Raw genomic sequence first — 19,796 nt, forward strand, 5'->3', positions numbered from 1 at the left:
ACTAAATCTAATTCAATTTGGTTGACAGTATATCCCCATTAATTACACTGACGAAATCTTTTTCACCCGGAGTTGTAGCGATGTCAGAACGAGTTCAATGGACGTTGGAACAGGCGCAAGACCTGTTTAATAAGCCCTTTCTGGAGCTGATGTATGAGGCGCAGACTGTTCACCGGCAGCATTTCGATCCGCGCCAGGTTCAGGTCAGCACGTTGCTGTCGATCAAGACCGGCGCCTGCCCTGAAGACTGCAAATATTGCCCTCAGAGTTCCCGTTATCGTACCGGCATCGAAACCGAGCGTCTTATGCAGGTCGAGCAGGTAATGACCTCGGCCCGTCAGGCTAAGGCGGCAGGCTCGACCCGTTTCTGTATGGGCGCCGCCTGGAAAAACCCGCATGAGCGCGACATGCCCTATCTGGAAGAGATGGTGCGCGGCGTGAAAGAGCTGGGCATGGAAACCTGCATGACACTGGGTACGTTGCAAGGCGATCAGGCGGAGCGATTGGCGGAAGCCGGGTTGGATTTTTACAACCATAACCTCGATACCTCGCCGGAATTCTACGGCAGCATCATCACGACCCGCACTTATCAAGAGCGTCTGGATACGCTCGGCAAAGTGCGTGAAGCGGGGATCAAAGTCTGTTCAGGCGGGATCATCGGTCTGGGCGAGACGGTGCGCGACCGCGCCGGTCTGCTGGTGCAGTTGGCCAACCTGCCGACGCCGCCGGAGAGCGTGCCGATCAACATGCTGGTCAAGGTCAAAGGCACGCCGCTGGCGGAAAACGAGGACGTCGATCCGTTCGATTTCGTGCGTACCATCGCCATCGCCCGCATCATGATGCCGACCTCGCACGTCCGTCTGTCCGCTGGGCGCGAGCAGATGAGCGAGCAGACGCAGGCCATGTGCTTTATGGCCGGGGCAAACTCGATTTTCTACGGCTGTAAGCTGTTGACGACCCCGAACCCGAAGGAAGACAAAGACCTGCTGCTGTTCCGCAAGCTGGGACTTAACCCGCAGCAGACCAGCACCGAGTACGGCGATAACCAGCAGCAGCAACATCTGACCGAGCAGCTGATGAACGCCGACACCGAGCAGTTCTACAACGCGGCGGTTTGAATGGGCTGGCAGCAACGTATCGAACGGGCGCTGACGCAGCGTCGCGAGGAGGGCGCCTACCGTCAGCGTCAGGTGAATGAAGGCGGCGGCGGGCGTTGGCTGGAGACCAATGGCCGTGGCTATCTGAATTTTTCCAGCAACGACTATCTTGGCATCAGCCAGCATCCCAGCATTGTGCGCGCATGGCAGCACGGCGCCGAGCGTTTCGGCGTGGGCAGCGGCGGTTCGGGTCATGTCACCGGCTACAGCGTTGCGCACGAAGCGCTGGAACGGCAGTTGGCGAACTGGCTCGGCTACGATCGCGCGCTGCTGTTCATCTCCGGCTATGCCGCCAATCAGGCGGTGATCGCCGCGCTGGCGGAAGCGGGAGATCGCATTCTGGCCGACAAACTCAGCCATGCATCGCTCTTGGAGGCGTCCGCCTTGTCCCCGGCCACGTTGCGCCGTTTCCCGCATAATCAGCCGGAAGGACTGGAACGCCTGTTGCGCTCGTCGTGCGACGGTCAGACGCTGGCGGTGACGGAAGGGATCTTCAGCATGGACGGCGATGCGGCGCCGCTACCGGCATTTCAGGCTGCGTGTCGTCGGCACGGCGCCTGGCTGATGGTCGACGATGCGCATGGCATCGGCGTGCTGGGCGAACAGGGGCGCGGCAGCTGCTGGACTCAAGGCGTTCAGCCTGAGCTGCTGATTGTCACCTTTGGCAAGGCGTTCGGCGCCAGCGGCGCGGCGGTGCTATGTCGCCACGACGTCGCGGAGTATCTGACGCAGTTCGCCCGGCACCTCATCTATAGCACCTCCATGCCGCCTGCTCAGGCCTGCGCATTGAGCGCGGCGCTGGAGGTAGTGCGACACGGTGACGACCTCCGACAAAGACTGACGGACAACATCGCCCACTTTCGTGACGGTGCCGCCGGGCTGGTTTATCAGCTGCAAACCTCCCAGAGCGCGATCCAACCGCTGATTGTCGGCGACAATCACCAGACGCTGGCGTTGTCCCAGACGCTGCGCGACCAGGGGCTTTGGGTCGGCGCAATGCGGCCGCCGACGGTGCCGCCGGGCACTTCTCGTCTGCGCATCACCCTGACGGCGAGTCATACGCCGCAGGATATCGACCGGCTGCTGGAGGTGTTACATGACGCCGGCTGAGGCCCCTCACAAGCAGGCGATTGCGCGGGCGTTCGGCCGCGCCGCCACGCACTATGACCGTTTTTCCGAGTTGCAGCGCGATAGCGGGGAGCGGCTGATGTCGCTGCTCGACGAACACGCCGGACGGGAACTGTTGGATGCAGGCTGCGGGACGGGCTACTTCAGCCGCCGCTGGCAGGCGCAGGGCAAAATCGTCACCGCGCTGGATCTGTCGTCGCAGATGCTGGCGGAAGCGCGGCAGCGGGCGTCGGCATCACACTATGTGCTGGGCGATATCGAACAGCTGCCGTTGCCGACGGCCAGTGTGGATCTGTGCTTCAGCAATCTGGCGATCCAGTGGTGCGACGAACTGTCGCGCGGACTGGGCGAGCTATATCGAGTGACGCGTTCCGGCGGGGCCGTCGCCTTCTGTACTCTGGCTCAAGGTACGCTGGCGGAGCTGGAAAAAGCATGGTTGCAGCTGGATGGCTCGCGCCGGGTCAACCGTTTCTTGACCGCGCCGGAGATCGAAGCCGCCTGTCAGCCCTACCGCCATCGGTTAGTGAGCGCGCCGATGACCTGCTATTTCCCCGATGTGCTGAGCCTAATGCGCTCGCTCAAAGGCGTGGGCGCGACCTGGTTGCACGAGGGGCGGCCTTCGCGCGCGATCAATCGGGAGCGACTGCGGGCGCTGGCGGAGGTCTATCCGCGTGAGCCGCAGGGCTACCCTCTGACGTATCAACGCATTCTGGGAGTAATTGAACATGACTAAGCGCTGGTTCGTGACCGGCACGGACACCGACGTGGGAAAAACCGTCGCCAGCGCCGCGCTATTACAGGCGGCAGGACGCGCCGGGTATCTCACCGCGGGTTACAAACCCGTGGCCTCCGGCTGCGACATGACGCCGGACGGGCTGCGAAATCGGGATGCGCTGTGGCTACAGGCCAACAGTCGTCTGGCGCTGGCCTATGACGAGGTCAATCCGTTGGCTTTCGCCGAGCCGACGTCGCCTCATATCATCAGTGCGGAAGAGGGGCGTCCGATCGCGTTTGACGTGCTCAGCGCCGGTTTAGACGCGTTGACGGCACGTTCGGAGTGGGTGCTGGTGGAAGGGGCCGGCGGGTGGTTCACGCCGCTTTCCGGTCGGCACACCTATGCGGACTGGGTGGCGGAAGAACAACTGCCGGTCATTCTCGTGGTCGGCGTCAAGCTGGGTTGCATCAATCACGCCATGCTGACTGCGCAGGCCGTGCAGCAGGCCGGGCTGACGCTGGCGGGGTGGATAGCCAATGACGTCGCTCCGCCCGGAAAACGTCATCAGGCGTATTTGCAGACGCTTCAGCAGTGCATCCCTGCGCCAATGCTGGGAGAAATCCCGCATTTGACCGATCCTGAACCGCGCCAGAATCTGGGACAGTATCTGAGCCTGACCGCGCTTCTGGTTTAACGGGCGCCCTAAAGGCTAAAGGCGCTGAGAATTGATAGGAAAAAGCATCTTGAAAAAACCTTTTTCATGGTGAATTTGCGTGTTTTTTTTGACGTTAATCAACACTCAAGCGCCTTTTTTCGCCTCGCTGGATCATCATTCCGTCTAAAAATAAACTTTAAAAAAATGATTGCGTCCCCATACCGTAAGTCGAGGTCGCCATCTCCAACTCAGGACCACCGGGCGCTTGTGGGAGTTATCCACTATTTCTGTGGATAACTGTGTGTATGAGGATTAGAAAAACTCATCCAGACGAGAGCTGGCGCGGGTTTTGCTCGGGTTGACGGTATTCTCGGCTTTTTACTTCACACATTCAAAATCAATAAGTTAATGAAAATCAAGCGCCATTTGTCACGCCGCTGACGAGTTGTGTAAATTCCGGTCAACGTTCAAGACATTCTTATGTCACTATGGTGACAGCTGGGGATAAGATGCATTTTCGCGCTGGCTAAGGGCCTCACAATATGCTACCAGGCACACGAAACTTGAGGCTGTGGTTATATCCAGTATCATGTGGCTGGCAATCAGCCCGATCGCTTCCCATACTGAGGAAGTCGACATTGGTGTGACCGACCGTCGTTTTTTTCATTCTCTCCAATCAGGTAGCCCAGCTCATGAGTAAAGAATTTAAACTGCATTCCGCCTACCAACCCGCAGGCGACCAACCGGAAGCGATCCGCAGGCTCAAGGAGGGATTGGAAGACGGCCTGGCACACCAGACGCTACTGGGCGTGACCGGTTCAGGCAAAACCTTCACCGTGGCTAACGTTATCGCCGATCTCAACCGGCCGACGATGGTGCTGGCGCCCAACAAGACCCTGGCGGCGCAATTGTACGGCGAAATGAAGGAGTTCTTCCCGGAGAACGCGGTGGAGTATTTCGTCTCCTACTATGACTACTACCAGCCGGAAGCCTACGTACCGAGTTCAGACACGTTCATCGAAAAAGATGCGTCGGTAAACGAACATATCGAGCAGATGCGTCTCTCCGCCACTAAAGCGCTGTTGGAGCGGCGCGATGTGGTGGTGGTGGCCTCCGTCTCAGCCATCTATGGTCTGGGCGATAAGGCGCTATATCTGAAAATGATATTGCACCTGTCTCAGGGCATGTTGATTGGACAGCGAGATATCTTGCGTCGCCTGGCTGAATTGCAGTACGCCCGCAACGATCAGGCTTTCCAGCGCGGCACCTTTCGGGTGCGCGGCGATGTCATCGACATCTATCCGGCGGAGTCGGATGACGTGGCGCTCCGGGTGGAGCTGTTTGACGACGAGGTGGAGCGTCTGTCGCTGTTTGATTCCCTGACCGGCCAGATCATCAGCAACGTACCGCGATTTACCATTTATCCCAAGACGCACTACGTCACGCCGCGCGAACGCATTCTGCAGGCGATGGAAGAGATCAAAGATGAGTTGGGCGAGCGCCGCAAAATTTTGCTCGCCAACAATAAGCTTTTGGAAGAGCAGCGCATCATGCAGCGCACCACGTTCGATCTGGAGATGATGAACGAGCTGGGCTACTGCTCAGGCATCGAGAACTACTCCCGCTATCTGTCCGGTCGCGGCCCGGGCGAGCCGCCGCCGACGCTGTTCGACTATCTGCCGGCGGACGGCCTGCTGGTCATCGATGAATCCCATGTAACAATCCCGCAATTGGGCGGAATGTACCGCGGCGACCGGGCGCGCAAAGAAACGCTGGTGGAGTATGGTTTCCGTCTGCCGTCGGCGCTGGACAACCGACCCATGAAGTTTGAGGAATTCGAAGCGCTGGCGCCGCAGAGCATCTATGTCTCGGCGACGCCGGGCAAGTACGAACTGGAGAAGTCCGGCGGCGACGTTATCGATCAGGTGGTGCGTCCTACCGGTCTGCTGGACCCCATTATCGAGGTGCGGCCGGTGTCCACGCAGGTGGACGACCTGCTATCGGAAATCCGCAAGCGCGTTGCCATCAACGAGCGCGTATTGGTGACGACGCTGACCAAACGGATGGCGGAAGACCTGACGGAATATCTGGAGGAGCACGGCGAGCGTGTCCGCTATCTGCACTCGGATATCGATACGGTTGAGCGGGTGGAGATCATCCGCGACCTGCGGCTGGGCGAGTTCGACGTACTGGTCGGGATCAACCTGTTGCGAGAAGGGTTGGATATGCCGGAGGTCTCGCTGGTGGCGATACTGGATGCGGACAAAGAGGGCTTCCTGCGTTCCGAGCGCTCATTGATCCAGACCATTGGTCGCGCGGCGCGTAACCTGAATGGTAAAGCGATTCTTTACGGTGACAAGATCACCCCGTCGATGGAGCGGGCGATCTCGGAAACTCAGCGTCGCAGAGAGAAACAGCAGGAGTACAACAAGCAGCACGGTATCGTGCCGCAGAAGCTCAACAAAAAAATTGGCGATATCCTGCAGATCGGCCAGTCGCCGAACAACAAGGGCAAAGGGCGTGGCCGTCAGGCCGCCGAGCCGGATGCGAGTTATGCGCTGCTGACTCCGAAGGCGCTGGAGCAGAAGATCGCCCAGTTGGAAGCGCAAATGTTGAAACACGCGCAAAATCTGGAGTTTGAGGACGCCGCCAGCCTGCGAGACGAGGTTCAGGCGCTGCGGGCGCAGTTTATCGCGGTCTCGTGAGGGTGGGGGATGGCCGCCCTCATGGATAAAGGATTTCGCCGAGCATGGCACTACGTGTTTGCGGGGCCAGCTTGGATAAGGGGGCGCCCATCAGCAGAATTTCCGGCTGCGTCACCAGACTGCGCGCCAGTCTATGAAGCGGAAAATAGAACCACCACTAAGAAATATGGCGATAGATGGGCACATAAGATGTTAACTGAGCCGCCCAGACAGAGACCCGTTCGGAATCAACAGTACGCGCACAGCGGTCCATCATCCTCAGGACCAGTAACGTTTTTTACACAAAAAACAAGGGGTACGCGCAGGAAATAAGAAAAACACGGGGCCATAGGACCGTCGCCGTCGGGATAACGGCGACCATTATTCGGAGTGGGGGGCGCGACGACCCTCAGGCGGTTTGGCGATGCAGATTCAAGGCCAGCTGTCGCTGGGTTTGAGCGATGGCCTCGCGCAGCAACTGTCGATCATGGTGGTGTGTGACGTCAGCCGCCGCCAGCGGTTGCTGTATCACCAGGCGATCCGTCAGGGCCTCGGTGTTCATCTGCGGAGCCAGGATTACGGCGTCGATCATCCGGCGGCCGACTTTGCTCTCAATCATCTCAATCTGATGCGATATCGTAAGCTGCGAAGCCGCGGGACTTAGCTCCTGATCCAGATTGGCGATATACACCATCGGCGCGTGACTGTGGTAAAGCGCGACGGTCAGATCCTCCAGCAGTAGCAAGGGCATTAAACTGGTCAGAAAACTGCCGGGGCCGATGAGCAGCAAATCGGCGTTGGCGATGGCTTCCACCGCTTCACGTGTGGTGGTGACGGCGGGAAACAGACGCAGGTCCTGCGGCAATGTCGCCAACTGGTCGACGGCGACTTCCCCGTACACCGGCAGCCCCTGCGCGTCCGTCGCCAGCAGGTCGGCGGACTGCTCGGACATCGGGATGAGTTCGGCGTCAATTTGCAGCAGGTTGCGGATGAGATTGATGGCCTCTAGCGGTCGGACGCTGAGATTGTCCAGCGCCTTGAGCATCAGATTGCCCAGATTGTGGCCAGCCAGTTCGCCGCTGCCGCCGAAGCGGTATTCGAACATCGCCGATGCCGTGCTGGGCGTGGTGATGAGCTGATTGAGGCAGTTGCGGGTATCGCCCCAGGCGATGCCGCCTTCGGAACGGCGGATACGCCCGGTCGATCCGCCGTTATCGGTGGTGGTGACGATACCGGTCAGGCGCGAGCCGAGAAAAGAGAGTGAAGACATGACGCGTCCCAGACCGTGTCCCCCTCCTAAAGCCACCACGCGCTGGAGGTCGGTCAATGTGAGATTACGCATAAATGCCTCACCCAATGAAATGAATAGAAAAACGTAGCGGATATATATCACACTGCCCGCCGGTCGCGCATCACGCGCAAGGCAAATCGTGCTGAAAAAAGGGGGGGAGCGCTGTGCACGTGAGTCGCCGTCCCGACCTCGCCAGAAAACCAGGCAACTAATGAAGGTAATTCTAACCGGTCAGGCCACGTCGTCGAAATAGCGAAAAATCCGCTATATACAAATATATATACCGCATTTTCAGTGACTATTCGCCAATATTGGCGATAGACTCTATGCTGAAATCACGGTTTTTCTGACGCCCTCACACACGGCGGCAGCGAGATCAAAACTCCTAGCCTGAATGCCTACGTTATGCCCGGTCGCGTGATAGGGCGCTCAGGCCGTGGCCCGTTCGGCCACCAGGGTGCGCGGTAGAAATGCCCGCATCTCCCGTATTTGGAAAGGTGTTTATGGTGAATCAACTGACCGACGCATTTGCGCGCAAGTTCTACTACCTGCGCCTGTCGATTACGGACGTCTGCAATTTTCGTTGCACCTACTGCCTGCCCGATGGCTACCGTCCCCAAGGCGCGACGCCACGTCGCTTTCTGTCGCTGGATGAAATCCGGCGCGTTAGTCGGGCGTTCGCCGCAATGGGGACGGAAAAGGTGCGGCTGACGGGGGGCGAACCTTCGCTGCGCCGTGACTTTATCGACATCATCGCGGCGGTGCGGGAAAATCCGTCGATCCGAACCCTCGCCGTGACCACCAACGGCTATCGGCTCGCGCGTGAAGCCGCGCGTTGGCGCGAAGCCGGTCTGACTCACATCAACGTCAGCGTAGACAGCCTCGACGCACGACAATTTCACGCCATCACCGGACAGGACAAGTTCCGTGAGGTCATGGCGGGCATCGACGCCGCGTTTGCCGCAGGCTTCCCCAAGGTCAAAATCAACACCGTGCTGATGCGGGACGTCAACGACGGCAGCCTGAACACTTTTCTGGATTGGATTAAGCCGCGACCGATACAACTACGTTTCATTGAGCTGATGGAAACCGGTGAAGGGCGCGATCTATTTCGCCGTCACCACGTCTCCGGCCAGACGATCCGCGATCGCCTCTTGCGACAAGGCTGGCAACCGCAGGCGCGTCAGCGCAGCGATGGGCCCGCCCAGACGTTCGCTCACCCTGACTATCAAGGGGAAGTGGGACTGATCATGCCGTATGAGAAAAACTTCTGTCAGAGCTGCAACCGGCTGCGCGTATCGGCGATAGGCAACCTTCATCTGTGCCTGTTCGGCGAGCAGGGGATCCCGCTGCGGGATTTGCTGGCGGACGACGGCCAGCTGACGGCGCTGCAAGACCGCATCGCGGGCGGCCTGAGGCAGAAAAAAGAGACGCATTTTCTGCACGAGGGCGACAGCGGCATCACGCCCAATTTATCTTTTATTGGCGGGTGAAACCGTAGAGAACCAAGTTGTAAGGAGAGAGTATGAGTAAGCCCAGTCAAGAATTTATCCCGCTGCAAATTGCGGTGATGACCGTGTCTTCGCGCCGGACCGAAGCTGACGACACCTCCGGCGACTATTTGCGTCAAGCCGCACAGGAAGCGGGACACCACATCGTCGCCAGCGCCATCGTGCCGGAAAATCTGTATCAGATCCGCGCTCGGGTTTCTGACTGGATCGCCAGCGAGAACGTGCAGGTGGTGCTGATCAACGGCGGCACCGGCTTCACCGAGGGCGATAAAGTGCCGGAGGCCATTAGCGTACTGTTTGACCGTGAAATGGCCGGGTTCGGCGAGCTGTTCCGTATGGTGTCATATGAAGATATCGGCACCGCGACGGTGCAGTCGCGCGCGCTGGCCGGGCTGGCGAACGGCACCGTGATCTTTGCGATGCCCGGTTCCACCCGTGCCTGCCGCACCGCCTGGGAGCGCGTTCTGCAAGAACAGTTGGACGCGCGCCAGAAGCCCTGCAATGTCCACCCACATCTGAAAAGACAATCAAAACCATGACGCAACTAACGCACATCAATGCCGCCGGGGAAGCGGCGATGGTGGATGTTTCCGCCAAGGCCGACACGGTGCGCGAAGCGCGCGCTGAAGCTTTTGTAGACATGGCCCCTGAAACGCTAGCCATGATTATCGAGGGCCGCCATCACAAGGGCGATGTGTTCGCCACGGCGCGCATCGCCGGTATTCAGGCGGCGAAACGGACCTGGGAGCTGATCCCGCTGTGTCATCCTCTGTTGCTGACCAACGTGGCTGTAGAGCTGGAAGCGCAGCCGGCGCACCATCGCGTGCGGATTGAATCGCTGTGCCGCCTCACCGGCAAGACCGGCGTAGAGATGGAAGCGCTGACGGCCGCCTCCGTGGCGGCGCTCACTATCTACGATATGTGCAAGGCGGTGCAGAAAGACATGGTCATCGGCCCGGTGCGGCTGATCGCGAAAAGCGGCGGCAAGTCCGGCGATTTTCGGGCGGAGGATGCATGATCACGGTCCTGTTTTTCGCTCAGGTTCGGGAGCTGGTGGGAACAGATCGCGAGACGCTGCCTGCGACCTTCCCAACGGTTTCCGCGCTGCGGCAGGCGTTGTGCGAACGCGGTGACCGCTGGGCGTTGGCGCTGGAAGACGGCAAGCTGCTGGCGGCGGTGAATCAGACGCTGGTGCCGATGGACTCTCCGTTGCGTGACGGCGACGAGGTCGCCTTTTTCCCGCCGGTGACGGGAGGATGAAAATGAAAGCCACCCGTATTCGGGTCGGAGAAGCGGCATTCAGCGTGGGCGACGAGTATGCCTGGCTGGCTGCCTGTGAGGAAGATGGCGCGGTCGTCACTTTCACCGGCAAAGTGCGCAACCATAATCTGGGCGATAACGTGAGCGCCCTGACGCTGGAACATTACCCCGGCATGACTGAAAAAGCGCTGGCGGCAATCGTCGAGGAAGCGCGTGAACGCTGGCCGCTGCAACGCATCAGCGTCGTGCATCGCATCGGCGCGCTCTATCCCGGCGATGAAATCGTATTCGTGGGCGTAACGGGCGCGCACCGAGGGGCGGCATTCGACGCCGCTGAGTTCATCATGGACCTGCTGAAAACCCGTGCGCCGTTCTGGAAGCGTGAGTCAACGGATGAGGGCGAGCGGTGGGTGGCCTCGCGGGACAGCGATCGTCTGGCCGCCAAACGATGGACGACCGACTAGTCTTCATCGGCATTAGGGCTCGGGGCGGTTGCCCGCCGATTTTGTGGTAAACTTTAGCTCGGAGGGCAATTATTTGCCTGGGATCGTTTACTCAACACAAAGGAAGCATCATGGATCGATATCCACGTTCCAATGACTCGATTGTTCAGCGTGCCGGCACCGGTATGCAGACCTATATGGCGCAGGTTTATGGTTGGATGACCTGTGGCCTGCTGCTGACGGCGTTTGTCGCCTGGTATGCGGCGAATACGCCCGCGGTACTGAATCTGGTTTTCTCCAGTCAGATCACTTTTTACGGACTGATTATCGCGCAGCTGGGCCTGGTCTTCGTGATTTCCGGCATGGTGAACCGTCTTAGCGGAACGGTGGCGACCGGTCTGTTCATGCTCTATTCGGCGCTGACCGGATTAACGCTGTCCAGCATTTTCATCGTCTACAGCGGCGGCTCTATCGCTAGCACCTTCGTCATCAGCGCGGGGATGTTCGGTGCGATGAGCCTCTACGGCTATGTGACCAAACGTGACCTCAGCGGTCTCGGCAGCATCCTGTTCATGGGGCTGATCGGCATCCTGCTGGCGACGCTGGTCAACTTCTGGCTGAAAAGCGATGCGCTGACGCGCGCCGTCACTTACATCGGCGTGGTGGTGTTCGTCGGGCTGACCGCCTACGATACGCAGAAGCTGAAAAATATCGGCGAGCAGCTGTCTCCTGATGACAAAGATGGCTTCCGCAAATACTCCATCGTTGGCGCGCTGACGCTGTATCTGGACTTCATTAACCTGTTCCTGATGATGCTGCGCCTGCTGGGCAACCGCCGCTAACCGTACGTTAGGGCGAATGAAAAAAAACAGGGAGCTTAGGCTCCCTGTTTTTTTGTGCTTAAGCGCCAGGCGGTGATACCGTTCAGCGCGTTTCTTCCGGCAGCTCCGCCAGCACTTGCCGGTTCTGCGCCCGTAGTTTTTTGGCGCGGCCTTCCAACCACAGGTAAGGGCCGAGCGCGACGATCAGCGGGGCAATGTAGTAGAGCGCCCGATAGGCCAACAGCGCGGCGATAATCTCCCCATGAGTGAACGGCCTGCCTGCCAACAGCGCCAGAAATATCGCCTCTAGCACCCCGATGCCCGCAGGGACATTGGCGACAAGACAGGCGATGCTGGCGATCAGCAGGACGCCGAAAACCATTATAAAATCGGCCTTTTGCCCCAGCAGCAGCCAGATAATCCCACCCATAATCAGCCAGTTCAGCGATGAAACCAGCAGCTGCAAGCAGGCCATTTTCAGCGACGGCAGCGAAAACTTCATGCCGCGAAACGACAGACGACGACGGTGAGAAAAGGCGCATGACCACAGATAGCCTGTGATCACCAGCAGCAGCGTGTAGCCGATCAGGCGGAGGGCGACATCGCCAATCACCCAGTTCCCCGGCATATGCAACGGTCCGAAGGCGAATACGCCGCCCGCGAGCAGGATATAACCCAGCCAGTTAGTGGCGATGCTGAGGGAAAACATTTTTGTGATGGTGCTGCTCTTCAGTCCCAGCCGTGAGTAGAGCCGAAACCGCATGCCGACGCCGCCCACCCACGCGCCAAGCGTGAAATTGAACGCATAGCAAATCATGGAGACCAGCAGCACCTGCAGGCGGGGAAGCGGGTGGCGGCAGTAGGCGCGTCCAAGCAGGTCGTAGACGCCATACAACAGATAGCTGATCGCCACCAGACCGGCAATGAGATAGACCACCTGACGGTTGTAGGCCAGGATCGCATGCAGCACCTCTGTCCAATCCACGTTCTGCGCAAAGATGACCAGCAGCACGACCACCGCAATGAGAAATAGCGCGGCGACACTCTTCTTGAGTAGCGTTTTCTTCTTGCGGCGACTGACCTTCATGATCGCGTGATCTCCTGTTGGGGTAATTCCTCTGTCGTCGCGTTGGTCGGCGACGTCGCTTCCGGGCCGAGCAACTTGAGTCGCGGCGTGTGTGCGGGCAACCAGCCTATCCATGCTGGAAAGTGACGCAAAAAGTGAAATACCATCACGTTCTGCATCAGCCTCCAGTAGGACCGTTTAGGCAACTGGTCTGCCTCGACGCGCAGGGAGTCTTGCGTCATCAGCGCTTGCAGATGTTCGCGTAGCTGTCGATTAAAAGCCCGATCATGAATCACCAGATTGGCCTCCAGATTCAGCGCCAGACTTAGCGGATCCAGATTGCTGGAGCCAACGGTGGCCCATTTATCGTCCTGTAACGCGATTTTGCCGTGAAGCGGGCGGCGGCGATATTCGTAGATTTCCACGCCGGCGCGCAACAGGTAGTGATACAGCATGCGAGCGCCGACCAGGACGATCGGCATGTCGGGCTGTCCCTGCACGATAAGACGCACGCGCACGCCGCGAAGTGCGGCTTTACGCATCGACCGCAGCAAACGGTAGCCGGGGAAAAAGTAGGCATTGGCGATCACCACCTCACGTTTGGCCTGACGCAGCATCGAGAGATAGTGTTTTTCGATATCGTCGCGGTGGGAGGCGTTGTCGCGAATGACGAACAGCGCCTGCGCGTCTCCCGGATGGCGGTTACGGACGGGGCGCCGGAAGCGGCTTTGCCACCAGCGTTTCGGCGGCGCTTCATGGGCCAAAACGTCCGTGACATAGCGATAAACGTCTTGCACCACCGGTCCACGGACTTTGACGGCATAGTCCTGCTTGGCTTCCGGACCGGCATCGGTCATGTGATCTCTGGCGTAATTGATGCCGCCGACCCACGCGGCCGCGCCGTCGACCACGACGATCTTACGATGCAGACGACGAAATAGATTGGTGCGCATGCCGAGCAGTCGCGGGCGAGGATCGTAGAAGCGGACGCGGACGCCTGCCGCCGTCATCGGCGCCAGAAAGCCAGCGGACAGATCGTGCGAGCCAAATCCGTCCGCCAAAACATCCACGCTGACGCCGCGCTGCGCGGCTTCGGTCAGCACGTCGCGCAGCGCGGTGCCGATCTCATCCTCGAACCAGATGAAGGTTTCCAATATCACCTGGCGCCGGGCCTGGCGAATGGCGGAAAAAACGCTGGGGTAGAAAGCGTCGCCGTTGATCAGCAGCTCGAACTGATTGTCATCACGCCATGTCGCTTTCATCCATTTTTCTCCCGATAGCGCTGGAAGGCGAACCGCCGATAGCGGGGGCTTGCCCGTGACAAAGTATAGACTTTGGCATAGACGACGTACCCAGATCCATCCTAAATTCAGCAGGATCGGACGGTCTCCGGCGTGTCGTCAGGTGTCAGGCAGGCGGCAATGAACCCGCGGTCCAATGCGGTGAGCGCCGTGGCGGCAAACAGGGAAAATGGCGCTAAGACTGGGGCAGAGATAGCGTTAATCGACAAAAAGGCACAGTGGGCGGCGGGTTTTCCTCCTTAAAGTGTGATGCAGGTAGAAAAATCCCTGATAGTCATCATTTCCTGATACAATCATTGGCAGTTATGCACCGTAGTTTGTGCCCATTCATCTGGGTTAGCGCATCGCGTACGCACACCGGACGTCGCGCCGAAACCCATCTTGTTATCGCCCTGGAAACTACGCCGACGTTTGTCCGGTCAGGGTCGATCTGGAGTTGTTCTCAATATGTCTTTTGAATCTCTCGGCCTGAGCGCCGATATTTTACGTGCCGTGGAAGAGCAGGGTTATCGTGAGCCGACGCCGGTACAGAGTCAGGCGATCCCGCTGGTATTGGCCGGCCGCGACCTGATGGCCAGCGCTCAGACCGGTACGGGCAAAACGGCGGGCTTTACGTTGCCGCTGCTGCAGATGCTCAGCTCGAAGCCCCTGTCGAAAGGTCGTCGCCCGGTTCGTGCGCTGATCCTGACGCCGACCCGTGAACTGGCGGCGCAGATTGGCGAAAACGTTCAGTCTTATAGCAAATACCTGAGCCTGCGTTCGCTGGTCGTGTTCGGCGGCGTCAGCATCAATCCGCAAATGATGAAACTGCGCGGCGGCGTGGATATTCTGGTGGCGACACCGGGTCGACTGCTGGATCTGGAACACCAGAACGCGGTAGACCTGTCTCAGGTCGAGGTGCTGGTGCTGGATGAAGCGGACCGTATGCTGGATATGGGCTTCATCCACGACATCCGTCGCGTGCTGTCGAAATTGCCGACTCGCCGTCAAAACCTGATGTTCTCCGCCACGTTCTCCGATGACATCAAAGGGTTGGCCAACTCTCTGCTGAACAACCCGGCCTCTGTGGAAGTGGTGCGTCGCAACACCCCGTCAGAACTGGTGACGCAGCATGTGCATATGGTCGACAAAAAACGCAAACGCGAACTGTTGTCTCAGCTGATTGGTCAAAACGAATGGCGTCAGGTGCTGGTCTTCACCCGTACCAAACACGGCGCCAACCATCTGGCTGAACAGCTGGAAAAAGACGGCATCACTGCCGCGGCGATCCACGGTAATAAGAGCCAGGGCGCACGCACCCGGGCGCTGGCTAACTTCAAAGATGGTTCTATTCGTGTGCTGGTGGCGACCGATATCGCGGCGCGTGGTCTGGACATCGACCACCTTCCGCACGTTGTGAACTACGAGCTGCCGAACGTACCGGAAGATTACGTTCACCGTATCGGCCGTACCGGTCGAGCCGCCTCCACCGGCGAAGCGCTGTCGCTGGTCTGCGTGGACGAACACAAACTGCTGCGCGATATCGAACGTCTGCTGAAGCGTGAGATCCCGCGGATGGCGGTGCCGGGCTATGAGCCAGACCCGACGATCAAGGCCGATCCGATTCAGAATGGTCGTCAGGGCGGCCGCGGCGGTCGTCCGTCGTCTGCCCCGCGTGCCGGCGGCGGTGCGCGTCAAGGTAATCACCGCGGCGGCGCAGGTGAGGGCGGTCGTCCGGCTCGTCAGGGCGCTCCTCGCTCCGGCGGCGCGCGTGACGGCCAGGCTCGTCGCGCTCGGCCAAGCCACAAACCGGCGTCCAAAGCCTAGTTTGTGTGACAGGCGGCCTTCGGGCCGCCTGTTCGTTCGTGCGTCTGTTCAATGCGCCGGGCGGAACGTCAGCGTCTTTTTACGGCGTGGACGATAAAACATCACTGCATTACCCGCCAGAATCAATACCAGACCGATCACCGCATTCACTCGCCACTCATACCCTTCGAATATCGTTGAAAGCGATAGCGCGACCAGCGGGAACAACAGCGTGGCATACGCCGCCTGACTCGCGCCGATTCGCCCCACCAGTAGGAAATAAGCTCCGAAGCCGATGACCGAGCCGACGACGGCCAGATAGCTCAGCGATCCCAGATAGCGCGCCGTCAACTCGGGCGTAAAGACATAGCCCATCATCACGGCAGTGATCCCCACGGTTAGCGCGCCGTAGCCCATGCCCCAGCCATTGGTCGTCATAATGTCGCGCCCCTGCCGCTGGTGCTGAAGGCTGATGATGTTACCCAGTGAAAAGCAGTAGGTCGCCAGCAGGCATAATCCGGCCCCCTGTAGTAAGTGTGAACCGGCGTTGATCTGCATCAGATCGTGCCAGAACAGCAGGACGATGCCTGCCAACCCCAGCGGCGCAGCCAACCACACATTGCGCGTCAGTCGCTGCCCCAGCATCAGTCGGGCGTTAAACGCGTTGAACAACACCGCCATCGAGAAAATCACCGATTCGAGACCACTCGAAATCCAGACAATGGCGTGATAAAAACAGATCATGTTGATGCCGAAAACCGTCACGCCCTGCACCAGGCAGAGCAGGTGTCCGCGCCACGGCAGGGGCCGTAAACGGCCGGTCAGCTTGAGGAATGACAGCAGCAGCGCGGACGCGATGGCGAAACGCCAAAACACCGACACTTCCGGGGCGACGCTTCCGTGTTGCAGGCTGATCGCCAGCCAGGTGGTTCCCCAGATTAGGACGACGAGCAAATAGAGCAGGATATTCATGGTTGATTCTCTGTAGAGGCTGATACCCTTCAGTATCCAGCAGGGCGCGATGGACGCGCTGTCACGGTTTTGCGCCGTTTACCATCACATTGCGGTTTTTTAGAGGACATTATGGCGAGCTATGAGGCATTGGACGTTTTGCAGCACTATAAAACGCGTTTGCGGGATTCGGTGGATCTCAACAACGGCGTCTGTCTGGCGTCATGGCAAAACTGCCACGACCGCGTCACGCTTGAAAATACCCATCATCACACCTTAAGCCTGTATGTCGCCGGAGGCTATGAGTCCTACCATAAACGGGCGGACGGCTGGTTTAACGGCGGCGGACCGGATCGCTTTTGTCTGATGCCGAAACACAGCATTTCCACTTGGGATATCCGTAGCGATCTTCAGTTTGTGCACCTGTATTACACCGACGTGCACCTGCGCGATCTGGCCGAACAGATTTGGGATCGCAGCCCGGCGAGCTTGCAGCTGGAAGAGCGGGTATTCGGCGACGATCCGCAGATTGCCAGCCTGTACAGACATTTTCTGCTGCGGCATAGCTGGCAAGACGCCGCCGACAGACTCACGCTGACCACGGCCTCGACGCTGCTGATGACTCATGTGCTGCGCCGCTACACCCAGTTGCAGTGGGCACTGCCGACGGTACGCGGCGGACTGGCGCCGAGGGTTCGTCAACGCCTACGGGCGCTGATCGACGCGCGGCTGGCGGAGCCTCTAACGCTGGCGGACCTGGCCGCCGAGGCCGGGCTGAGTGAATTTCACTTTGCGCGCATGTTTCGTCACAGCGAGGGAATGGCGCCGCATCAGTTTGTGATGCAGGCCCGCCTCGAACGTGCGTATCACCTTGTTCGCGATACCGCGCTGCCAATGACGGATATCGCGTTGGCGTGCGGATTCAGCTCCTCCAGCCACTTCAGTCAGCGATTTCGTGCCGCGTACGGCATCACGCCTTCGGTGATGCGGCAAAAAAGTGGATAGGGGGAGCCGCATGGGTCGGTGTTTTCCGTTGCGTTGGCTTGTCCGCTGACAGTACCATTGCGGGCCGAAATTGATCTGAGCTGAATGATATCTATGCGCGTGCTGCTGGCCCCGATGGAAGGGGTGTTGGACTCTCTGGTCCGTGAACTGCTGACTGAAGTCAATGACTACGACCTGTGTATTACGGAATTCCTGCGCGTGGTCGATCAACGGCTGCCGGTCAAATCCTTTTATCGCCTGTGCCCCGAACTGCGTCATGCCAGCCGCACGCCGTCGGGCACGCGAGTGCGTGTTCAACTGCTGGGACAGCACCCGCAGTGGCTGGCCGAAAATGCGGCCCGCGCGGTGGAATTGGGCTCCTTCGGCGTCGATCTGAACTGCGGCTGTCCCTCAAAGCTGGTGAACGGCAGCGGCGGCGGGGCCACGTTGCTCAAGGATCCGGAACTGATTTATCAGGGCGTCAAGGCGATGCGGGCGGCGGTGCCGGAGACGATGCCGGTGACCGCGAAAGTCAGGCTGGGCTGGGCGTCCGACAGCCATCGTTTCGAAATCGCCGACGCCGTGCAGCAGGCGGGGGCCACGGAACTGGCGGTGCACGGGCGCACCAAAGAGGACGGGTATCGGGCGGAGCGCATCAACTGGAAGGCGATTGGCGAGATCCGCCGACGGCTGTCCATCCCGGTGATCGCCAACGGCGAAATCTGGGATTATGCCAGCGCACAGGCCTGTATGCAGGCCACGGGATGCGATGCGGTGATGTTGGGCCGTGGAGCGTTGAACGTGCCGAACCTGAGTCGGGTCATCAAATATAACGCACCCCGGATGCCATGGCCGGACGTGATTCGGCTGCTGCAAAAGTACGTGAGGCTAGAAAAGCAGGGCGATACCGGTCTGTACCATGTCGCGCGCATCAAACAGTGGCTCGGCTACCTGCGCAAAGAGTATGACGAAGCCGCCGGACTGTTCGCCGAAGTCCGCGCACTGACGTCCTCCGGCGCCATCGCCCGCGTTATCGACGCGGCGCATTAATCTTTCCTTGCTTGTCAGCGAGTTTTTCAACCCTGCCGTACGATGTTTTACTCTGGAGTAGACTGTGCTTTGCCTGTTCTCGCGATAGGACTTTTCACCCAGATCGTTATATCTAGACGTCATTAGCGCAAACTCAGACTTTTGTTGATAATAGCCGCGACATTCATAGCGCGTACAAATGCGCCATCACAGCCGCCTGTCTCAATGCCTTATTCGGCGTTGAGGTCAGCGCCGCTTTTGTTCGTCAATATTTAGCCCGAAATAAGGCGTTTACGGTTATATACCGCTGTTATTCATGGCAATGCCGCAATGAACCGATTAATTAAAACACGTTTCTTTCTGGGAATAATTTTCTAGCCAGGATTGCCTGTAACGGAGGAAGCCAGTGATTGAACATTTCAGAGGAAAATATGAGGTCGCATTAAAGTTCAATATTCAGGATATTGCCGCGTTTCGCGAGCGCTTATTCAGTCACCATCCTGAGTCTTTCGTTTTTGAAAATAAAGAAAGCGATACCTATTACGACACGGCGGAACAATCGCTAAGTCATAAAAATATCAGCATGTTATTACGATGTATGGTGCCGTCCGGCATCAAACTGTGGATTGTCAGAGGCCCGCGCCCTGGCTGCAGCGAGATGGTTAACGTCGAGTCGTTTGAACGTACGGACAGTATGTTGAAAACGCTGGGATTTCAGCAGGTATTTGAAGTGAATAAAACGCGAAGTATTTATTTTCTAGATACTTTTCAAATCACGCTGGATTATATCGAATCGCTGGGTCATTACGTCGGAATATCCTGTATGACGGAGCACGAAGCGGAATTAGACCGTCTGGGTGAGAAATGTCAGGATTGTGCGCTGGGGTTGGGATTACTGCTGGATAATATCGAATATCGCTCCTACCGCCAATTATTGGGACATTAGTTTGTTGGACTGAAAGCGCGCTGCTCTCGTTCGAGCAGCGCGAGATCTTTGGACTACCGCTTCACACAC

The 19,796-nt window shown here is 58.6% G+C and carries 19 protein-coding genes and 1 riboswitch; of the genes, 15 read left to right on the forward strand and 4 right to left on the reverse strand.

Annotation, left to right across the window (positions count from 1 at the left end; genetic code table 11):
• The first annotated feature begins 80 nt into the window (after positions 1–80).
• From bioB to uvrB, 5 genes are all read left to right on the forward strand, one after another.
• A complete protein-coding gene (gene bioB, locus AU511_RS04185) occupies positions 81–1,118 on the forward strand; it encodes a biotin synthase BioB (protein ID WP_094108866.1) in 1,038 nt (345 codons plus the stop codon).
• On the forward strand, positions 1,119–2,267 hold the full coding sequence (gene bioF, locus AU511_RS04190) for an 8-amino-7-oxononanoate synthase (protein WP_094108867.1): 1,149 nt from the start codon (positions 1,119–1,121) through the stop codon (positions 2,265–2,267).
• Positions 2,254–3,018, forward strand: coding sequence for a malonyl-ACP O-methyltransferase BioC (gene bioC / locus AU511_RS04195; protein WP_094100168.1), 765 nt, complete (start codon positions 2,254–2,256; stop codon positions 3,016–3,018). The genes bioF and bioC overlap by 14 nt, the downstream gene beginning before the upstream one ends.
• Entirely contained in the window at positions 3,011–3,694 is a 684-nt protein-coding gene (gene bioD / locus AU511_RS04200) for a dethiobiotin synthase (protein WP_094108868.1), read from the forward strand. The genes bioC and bioD overlap by 8 nt, the downstream gene beginning before the upstream one ends.
• A 653-nt stretch (positions 3,695–4,347) precedes the next feature.
• Entirely contained in the window at positions 4,348–6,360 is a 2,013-nt protein-coding gene (gene uvrB / locus AU511_RS04205) for an excinuclease ABC subunit UvrB (protein ID WP_094100170.1), read from the forward strand.
• Between the two features lie 388 nt (positions 6,361–6,748).
• Here uvrB and yvcK read toward each other — a convergent pair whose 3' ends face one another.
• Complete coding sequence (yvcK, locus tag AU511_RS04210) at positions 6,749–7,681, reverse strand: uridine diphosphate-N-acetylglucosamine-binding protein YvcK (protein WP_094108914.1); 933 nt, start codon at positions 7,679–7,681, stop codon at positions 6,749–6,751.
• A 319-nt stretch (positions 7,682–8,000) separates the two neighbouring features.
• Positions 8,001–8,146: riboswitch (molybdenum cofactor riboswitch) on the forward strand.
• Here yvcK and moaA point away from each other — a divergent pair.
• The 6 genes from moaA (at position 8,134) to AU511_RS04240 (ending at position 11,686) form a co-directional block, all read left to right on the forward strand.
• Positions 8,134–9,123 carry a GTP 3',8-cyclase MoaA gene (moaA, locus tag AU511_RS04215; RefSeq protein WP_094108869.1) on the forward strand — a complete coding sequence of 330 codons (990 nt, stop codon included), beginning with the start codon at positions 8,134–8,136 and terminating at the stop codon, positions 9,121–9,123. It overlaps the preceding riboswitch by 13 nt.
• A 32-nt stretch (positions 9,124–9,155) precedes the next feature.
• On the forward strand, positions 9,156–9,680 hold the full coding sequence (gene moaB / locus AU511_RS04220) for a molybdenum cofactor biosynthesis protein B (RefSeq protein ID WP_094108870.1): 525 nt from the start codon (positions 9,156–9,158) through the stop codon (positions 9,678–9,680).
• A complete protein-coding gene (gene moaC / locus AU511_RS04225) occupies positions 9,677–10,159 on the forward strand; it encodes a cyclic pyranopterin monophosphate synthase MoaC (RefSeq protein WP_094108871.1) in 483 nt (160 codons plus the stop codon). The genes moaB and moaC overlap by 4 nt, the downstream gene beginning before the upstream one ends.
• Entirely contained in the window at positions 10,156–10,401 is a 246-nt protein-coding gene (gene moaD, locus AU511_RS04230) for a molybdopterin synthase sulfur carrier subunit (protein ID WP_094108872.1), read from the forward strand. Before moaC ends, moaD begins: the two co-directional genes overlap by 4 nt.
• A gap of 2 nt (positions 10,402–10,403) precedes the next feature.
• Positions 10,404–10,865, forward strand: a complete 462-nt coding sequence (gene moaE, locus AU511_RS04235) for a molybdopterin synthase catalytic subunit MoaE (RefSeq protein WP_094108873.1) — start codon at positions 10,404–10,406, stop codon at positions 10,863–10,865.
• Between the two features lie 110 nt (positions 10,866–10,975).
• Positions 10,976–11,686 carry a Bax inhibitor-1/YccA family protein gene (locus AU511_RS04240; protein ID WP_094100176.1) on the forward strand — a complete coding sequence of 237 codons (711 nt, stop codon included), beginning with the start codon at positions 10,976–10,978 and terminating at the stop codon, positions 11,684–11,686.
• Between the two features lie 82 nt (positions 11,687–11,768).
• On the opposite strand, the gene AU511_RS04245 is transcribed toward AU511_RS04240, so the two are convergent.
• Positions 11,769–12,752: a lysylphosphatidylglycerol synthase domain-containing protein gene (locus tag AU511_RS04245; RefSeq protein WP_094108874.1), complete on the reverse strand. Its 984-nt coding sequence runs from the start codon at positions 12,750–12,752 to the stop codon at positions 11,769–11,771.
• Positions 12,749–13,993: a cardiolipin synthase ClsB gene (gene clsB, locus AU511_RS04250; protein ID WP_094108875.1), complete on the reverse strand. Its 1,245-nt coding sequence runs from the start codon at positions 13,991–13,993 to the stop codon at positions 12,749–12,751. Before clsB ends, AU511_RS04245 begins: the two co-directional genes overlap by 4 nt.
• A 486-nt stretch (positions 13,994–14,479) precedes the next feature.
• Here clsB and rhlE point away from each other — a divergent pair, with 486 nt between their 5' ends.
• A complete protein-coding gene (gene rhlE, locus AU511_RS04255) occupies positions 14,480–15,838 on the forward strand; it encodes an ATP-dependent RNA helicase RhlE (RefSeq protein ID WP_094100179.1) in 1,359 nt (452 codons plus the stop codon).
• A gap of 48 nt (positions 15,839–15,886) precedes the next feature.
• On the opposite strand, the gene AU511_RS04260 is transcribed toward rhlE, so the two are convergent.
• The gene (locus AU511_RS04260) at positions 15,887–16,789 is read right to left on the reverse strand and encodes a DMT family transporter (RefSeq protein ID WP_094108876.1); all 903 of its coding nucleotides are present in this window, start codon (positions 16,787–16,789) and stop codon (positions 15,887–15,889) included.
• Between the two features lie 111 nt (positions 16,790–16,900).
• On the opposite strand from AU511_RS04260, the gene AU511_RS04265 reads away from it, so the two are divergent.
• The 3 genes from AU511_RS04265 (at position 16,901) to AU511_RS04275 (ending at position 19,727) form a co-directional block, all read left to right on the forward strand.
• Entirely contained in the window at positions 16,901–17,773 is an 873-nt protein-coding gene (locus AU511_RS04265) for a helix-turn-helix domain-containing protein (protein ID WP_094100181.1), read from the forward strand.
• Positions 17,774–17,866: 93 nt separating this feature from the next.
• The gene (gene dusC, locus AU511_RS04270) at positions 17,867–18,802 is read left to right on the forward strand and encodes a tRNA dihydrouridine(16) synthase DusC (protein ID WP_094108877.1); all 936 of its coding nucleotides are present in this window, start codon (positions 17,867–17,869) and stop codon (positions 18,800–18,802) included.
• A gap of 385 nt (positions 18,803–19,187) precedes the next feature.
• On the forward strand, positions 19,188–19,727 hold the full coding sequence (locus tag AU511_RS04275) for a class IV adenylate cyclase (RefSeq protein WP_094108878.1): 540 nt from the start codon (positions 19,188–19,190) through the stop codon (positions 19,725–19,727).
• Positions 19,728–19,796: the final 69 nt, after the last annotated feature.

It is taken from the genome of Lonsdalea iberica (assembly GCF_002111585.1).
GTDB lineage: Bacteria > Pseudomonadota > Gammaproteobacteria > Enterobacterales > Enterobacteriaceae > Lonsdalea > Lonsdalea iberica.

Bases quoted from the DNA above. Each gene is read 5' to 3' on its own strand.
- bioB (WP_094108866.1), top strand. From the start codon at position 81: ATGTCAGAACGAGTTCAATGGACGTTGGAACAGGCGCAAGACCTGTTT.
- bioF (WP_094108867.1), top strand. From the start codon at position 1,119: ATGGGCTGGCAGCAACGTATCGAACGGGCGCTGACGCAGCGTCGCGAG.
- bioC (WP_094100168.1), top strand. From the start codon at position 2,254: ATGACGCCGGCTGAGGCCCCTCACAAGCAGGCGATTGCGCGGGCGTTC.
- bioD (WP_094108868.1), top strand. From the start codon at position 3,011: ATGACTAAGCGCTGGTTCGTGACCGGCACGGACACCGACGTGGGAAAA.
- uvrB (WP_094100170.1), top strand. From the start codon at position 4,348: ATGAGTAAAGAATTTAAACTGCATTCCGCCTACCAACCCGCAGGCGAC.
- yvcK (WP_094108914.1), bottom strand. From the start codon at position 7,681: ATGCGTAATCTCACATTGACCGACCTCCAGCGCGTGGTGGCTTTAGGA.
- moaA (WP_094108869.1), top strand. From the start codon at position 8,134: ATGGTGAATCAACTGACCGACGCATTTGCGCGCAAGTTCTACTACCTG.
- moaB (WP_094108870.1), top strand. From the start codon at position 9,156: ATGAGTAAGCCCAGTCAAGAATTTATCCCGCTGCAAATTGCGGTGATG.
- moaC (WP_094108871.1), top strand. From the start codon at position 9,677: ATGACGCAACTAACGCACATCAATGCCGCCGGGGAAGCGGCGATGGTG.
- moaD (WP_094108872.1), top strand. From the start codon at position 10,156: ATGATCACGGTCCTGTTTTTCGCTCAGGTTCGGGAGCTGGTGGGAACA.
- moaE (WP_094108873.1), top strand. From the start codon at position 10,404: ATGAAAGCCACCCGTATTCGGGTCGGAGAAGCGGCATTCAGCGTGGGC.
- AU511_RS04240 (WP_094100176.1), top strand. From the start codon at position 10,976: ATGGATCGATATCCACGTTCCAATGACTCGATTGTTCAGCGTGCCGGC.
- AU511_RS04245 (WP_094108874.1), bottom strand. From the start codon at position 12,752: ATGAAGGTCAGTCGCCGCAAGAAGAAAACGCTACTCAAGAAGAGTGTC.
- clsB (WP_094108875.1), bottom strand. From the start codon at position 13,993: ATGAAAGCGACATGGCGTGATGACAATCAGTTCGAGCTGCTGATCAAC.
- rhlE (WP_094100179.1), top strand. From the start codon at position 14,480: ATGTCTTTTGAATCTCTCGGCCTGAGCGCCGATATTTTACGTGCCGTG.
- AU511_RS04260 (WP_094108876.1), bottom strand. From the start codon at position 16,789: ATGAATATCCTGCTCTATTTGCTCGTCGTCCTAATCTGGGGAACCACC.
- AU511_RS04265 (WP_094100181.1), top strand. From the start codon at position 16,901: ATGGCGAGCTATGAGGCATTGGACGTTTTGCAGCACTATAAAACGCGT.
- dusC (WP_094108877.1), top strand. From the start codon at position 17,867: ATGCGCGTGCTGCTGGCCCCGATGGAAGGGGTGTTGGACTCTCTGGTC.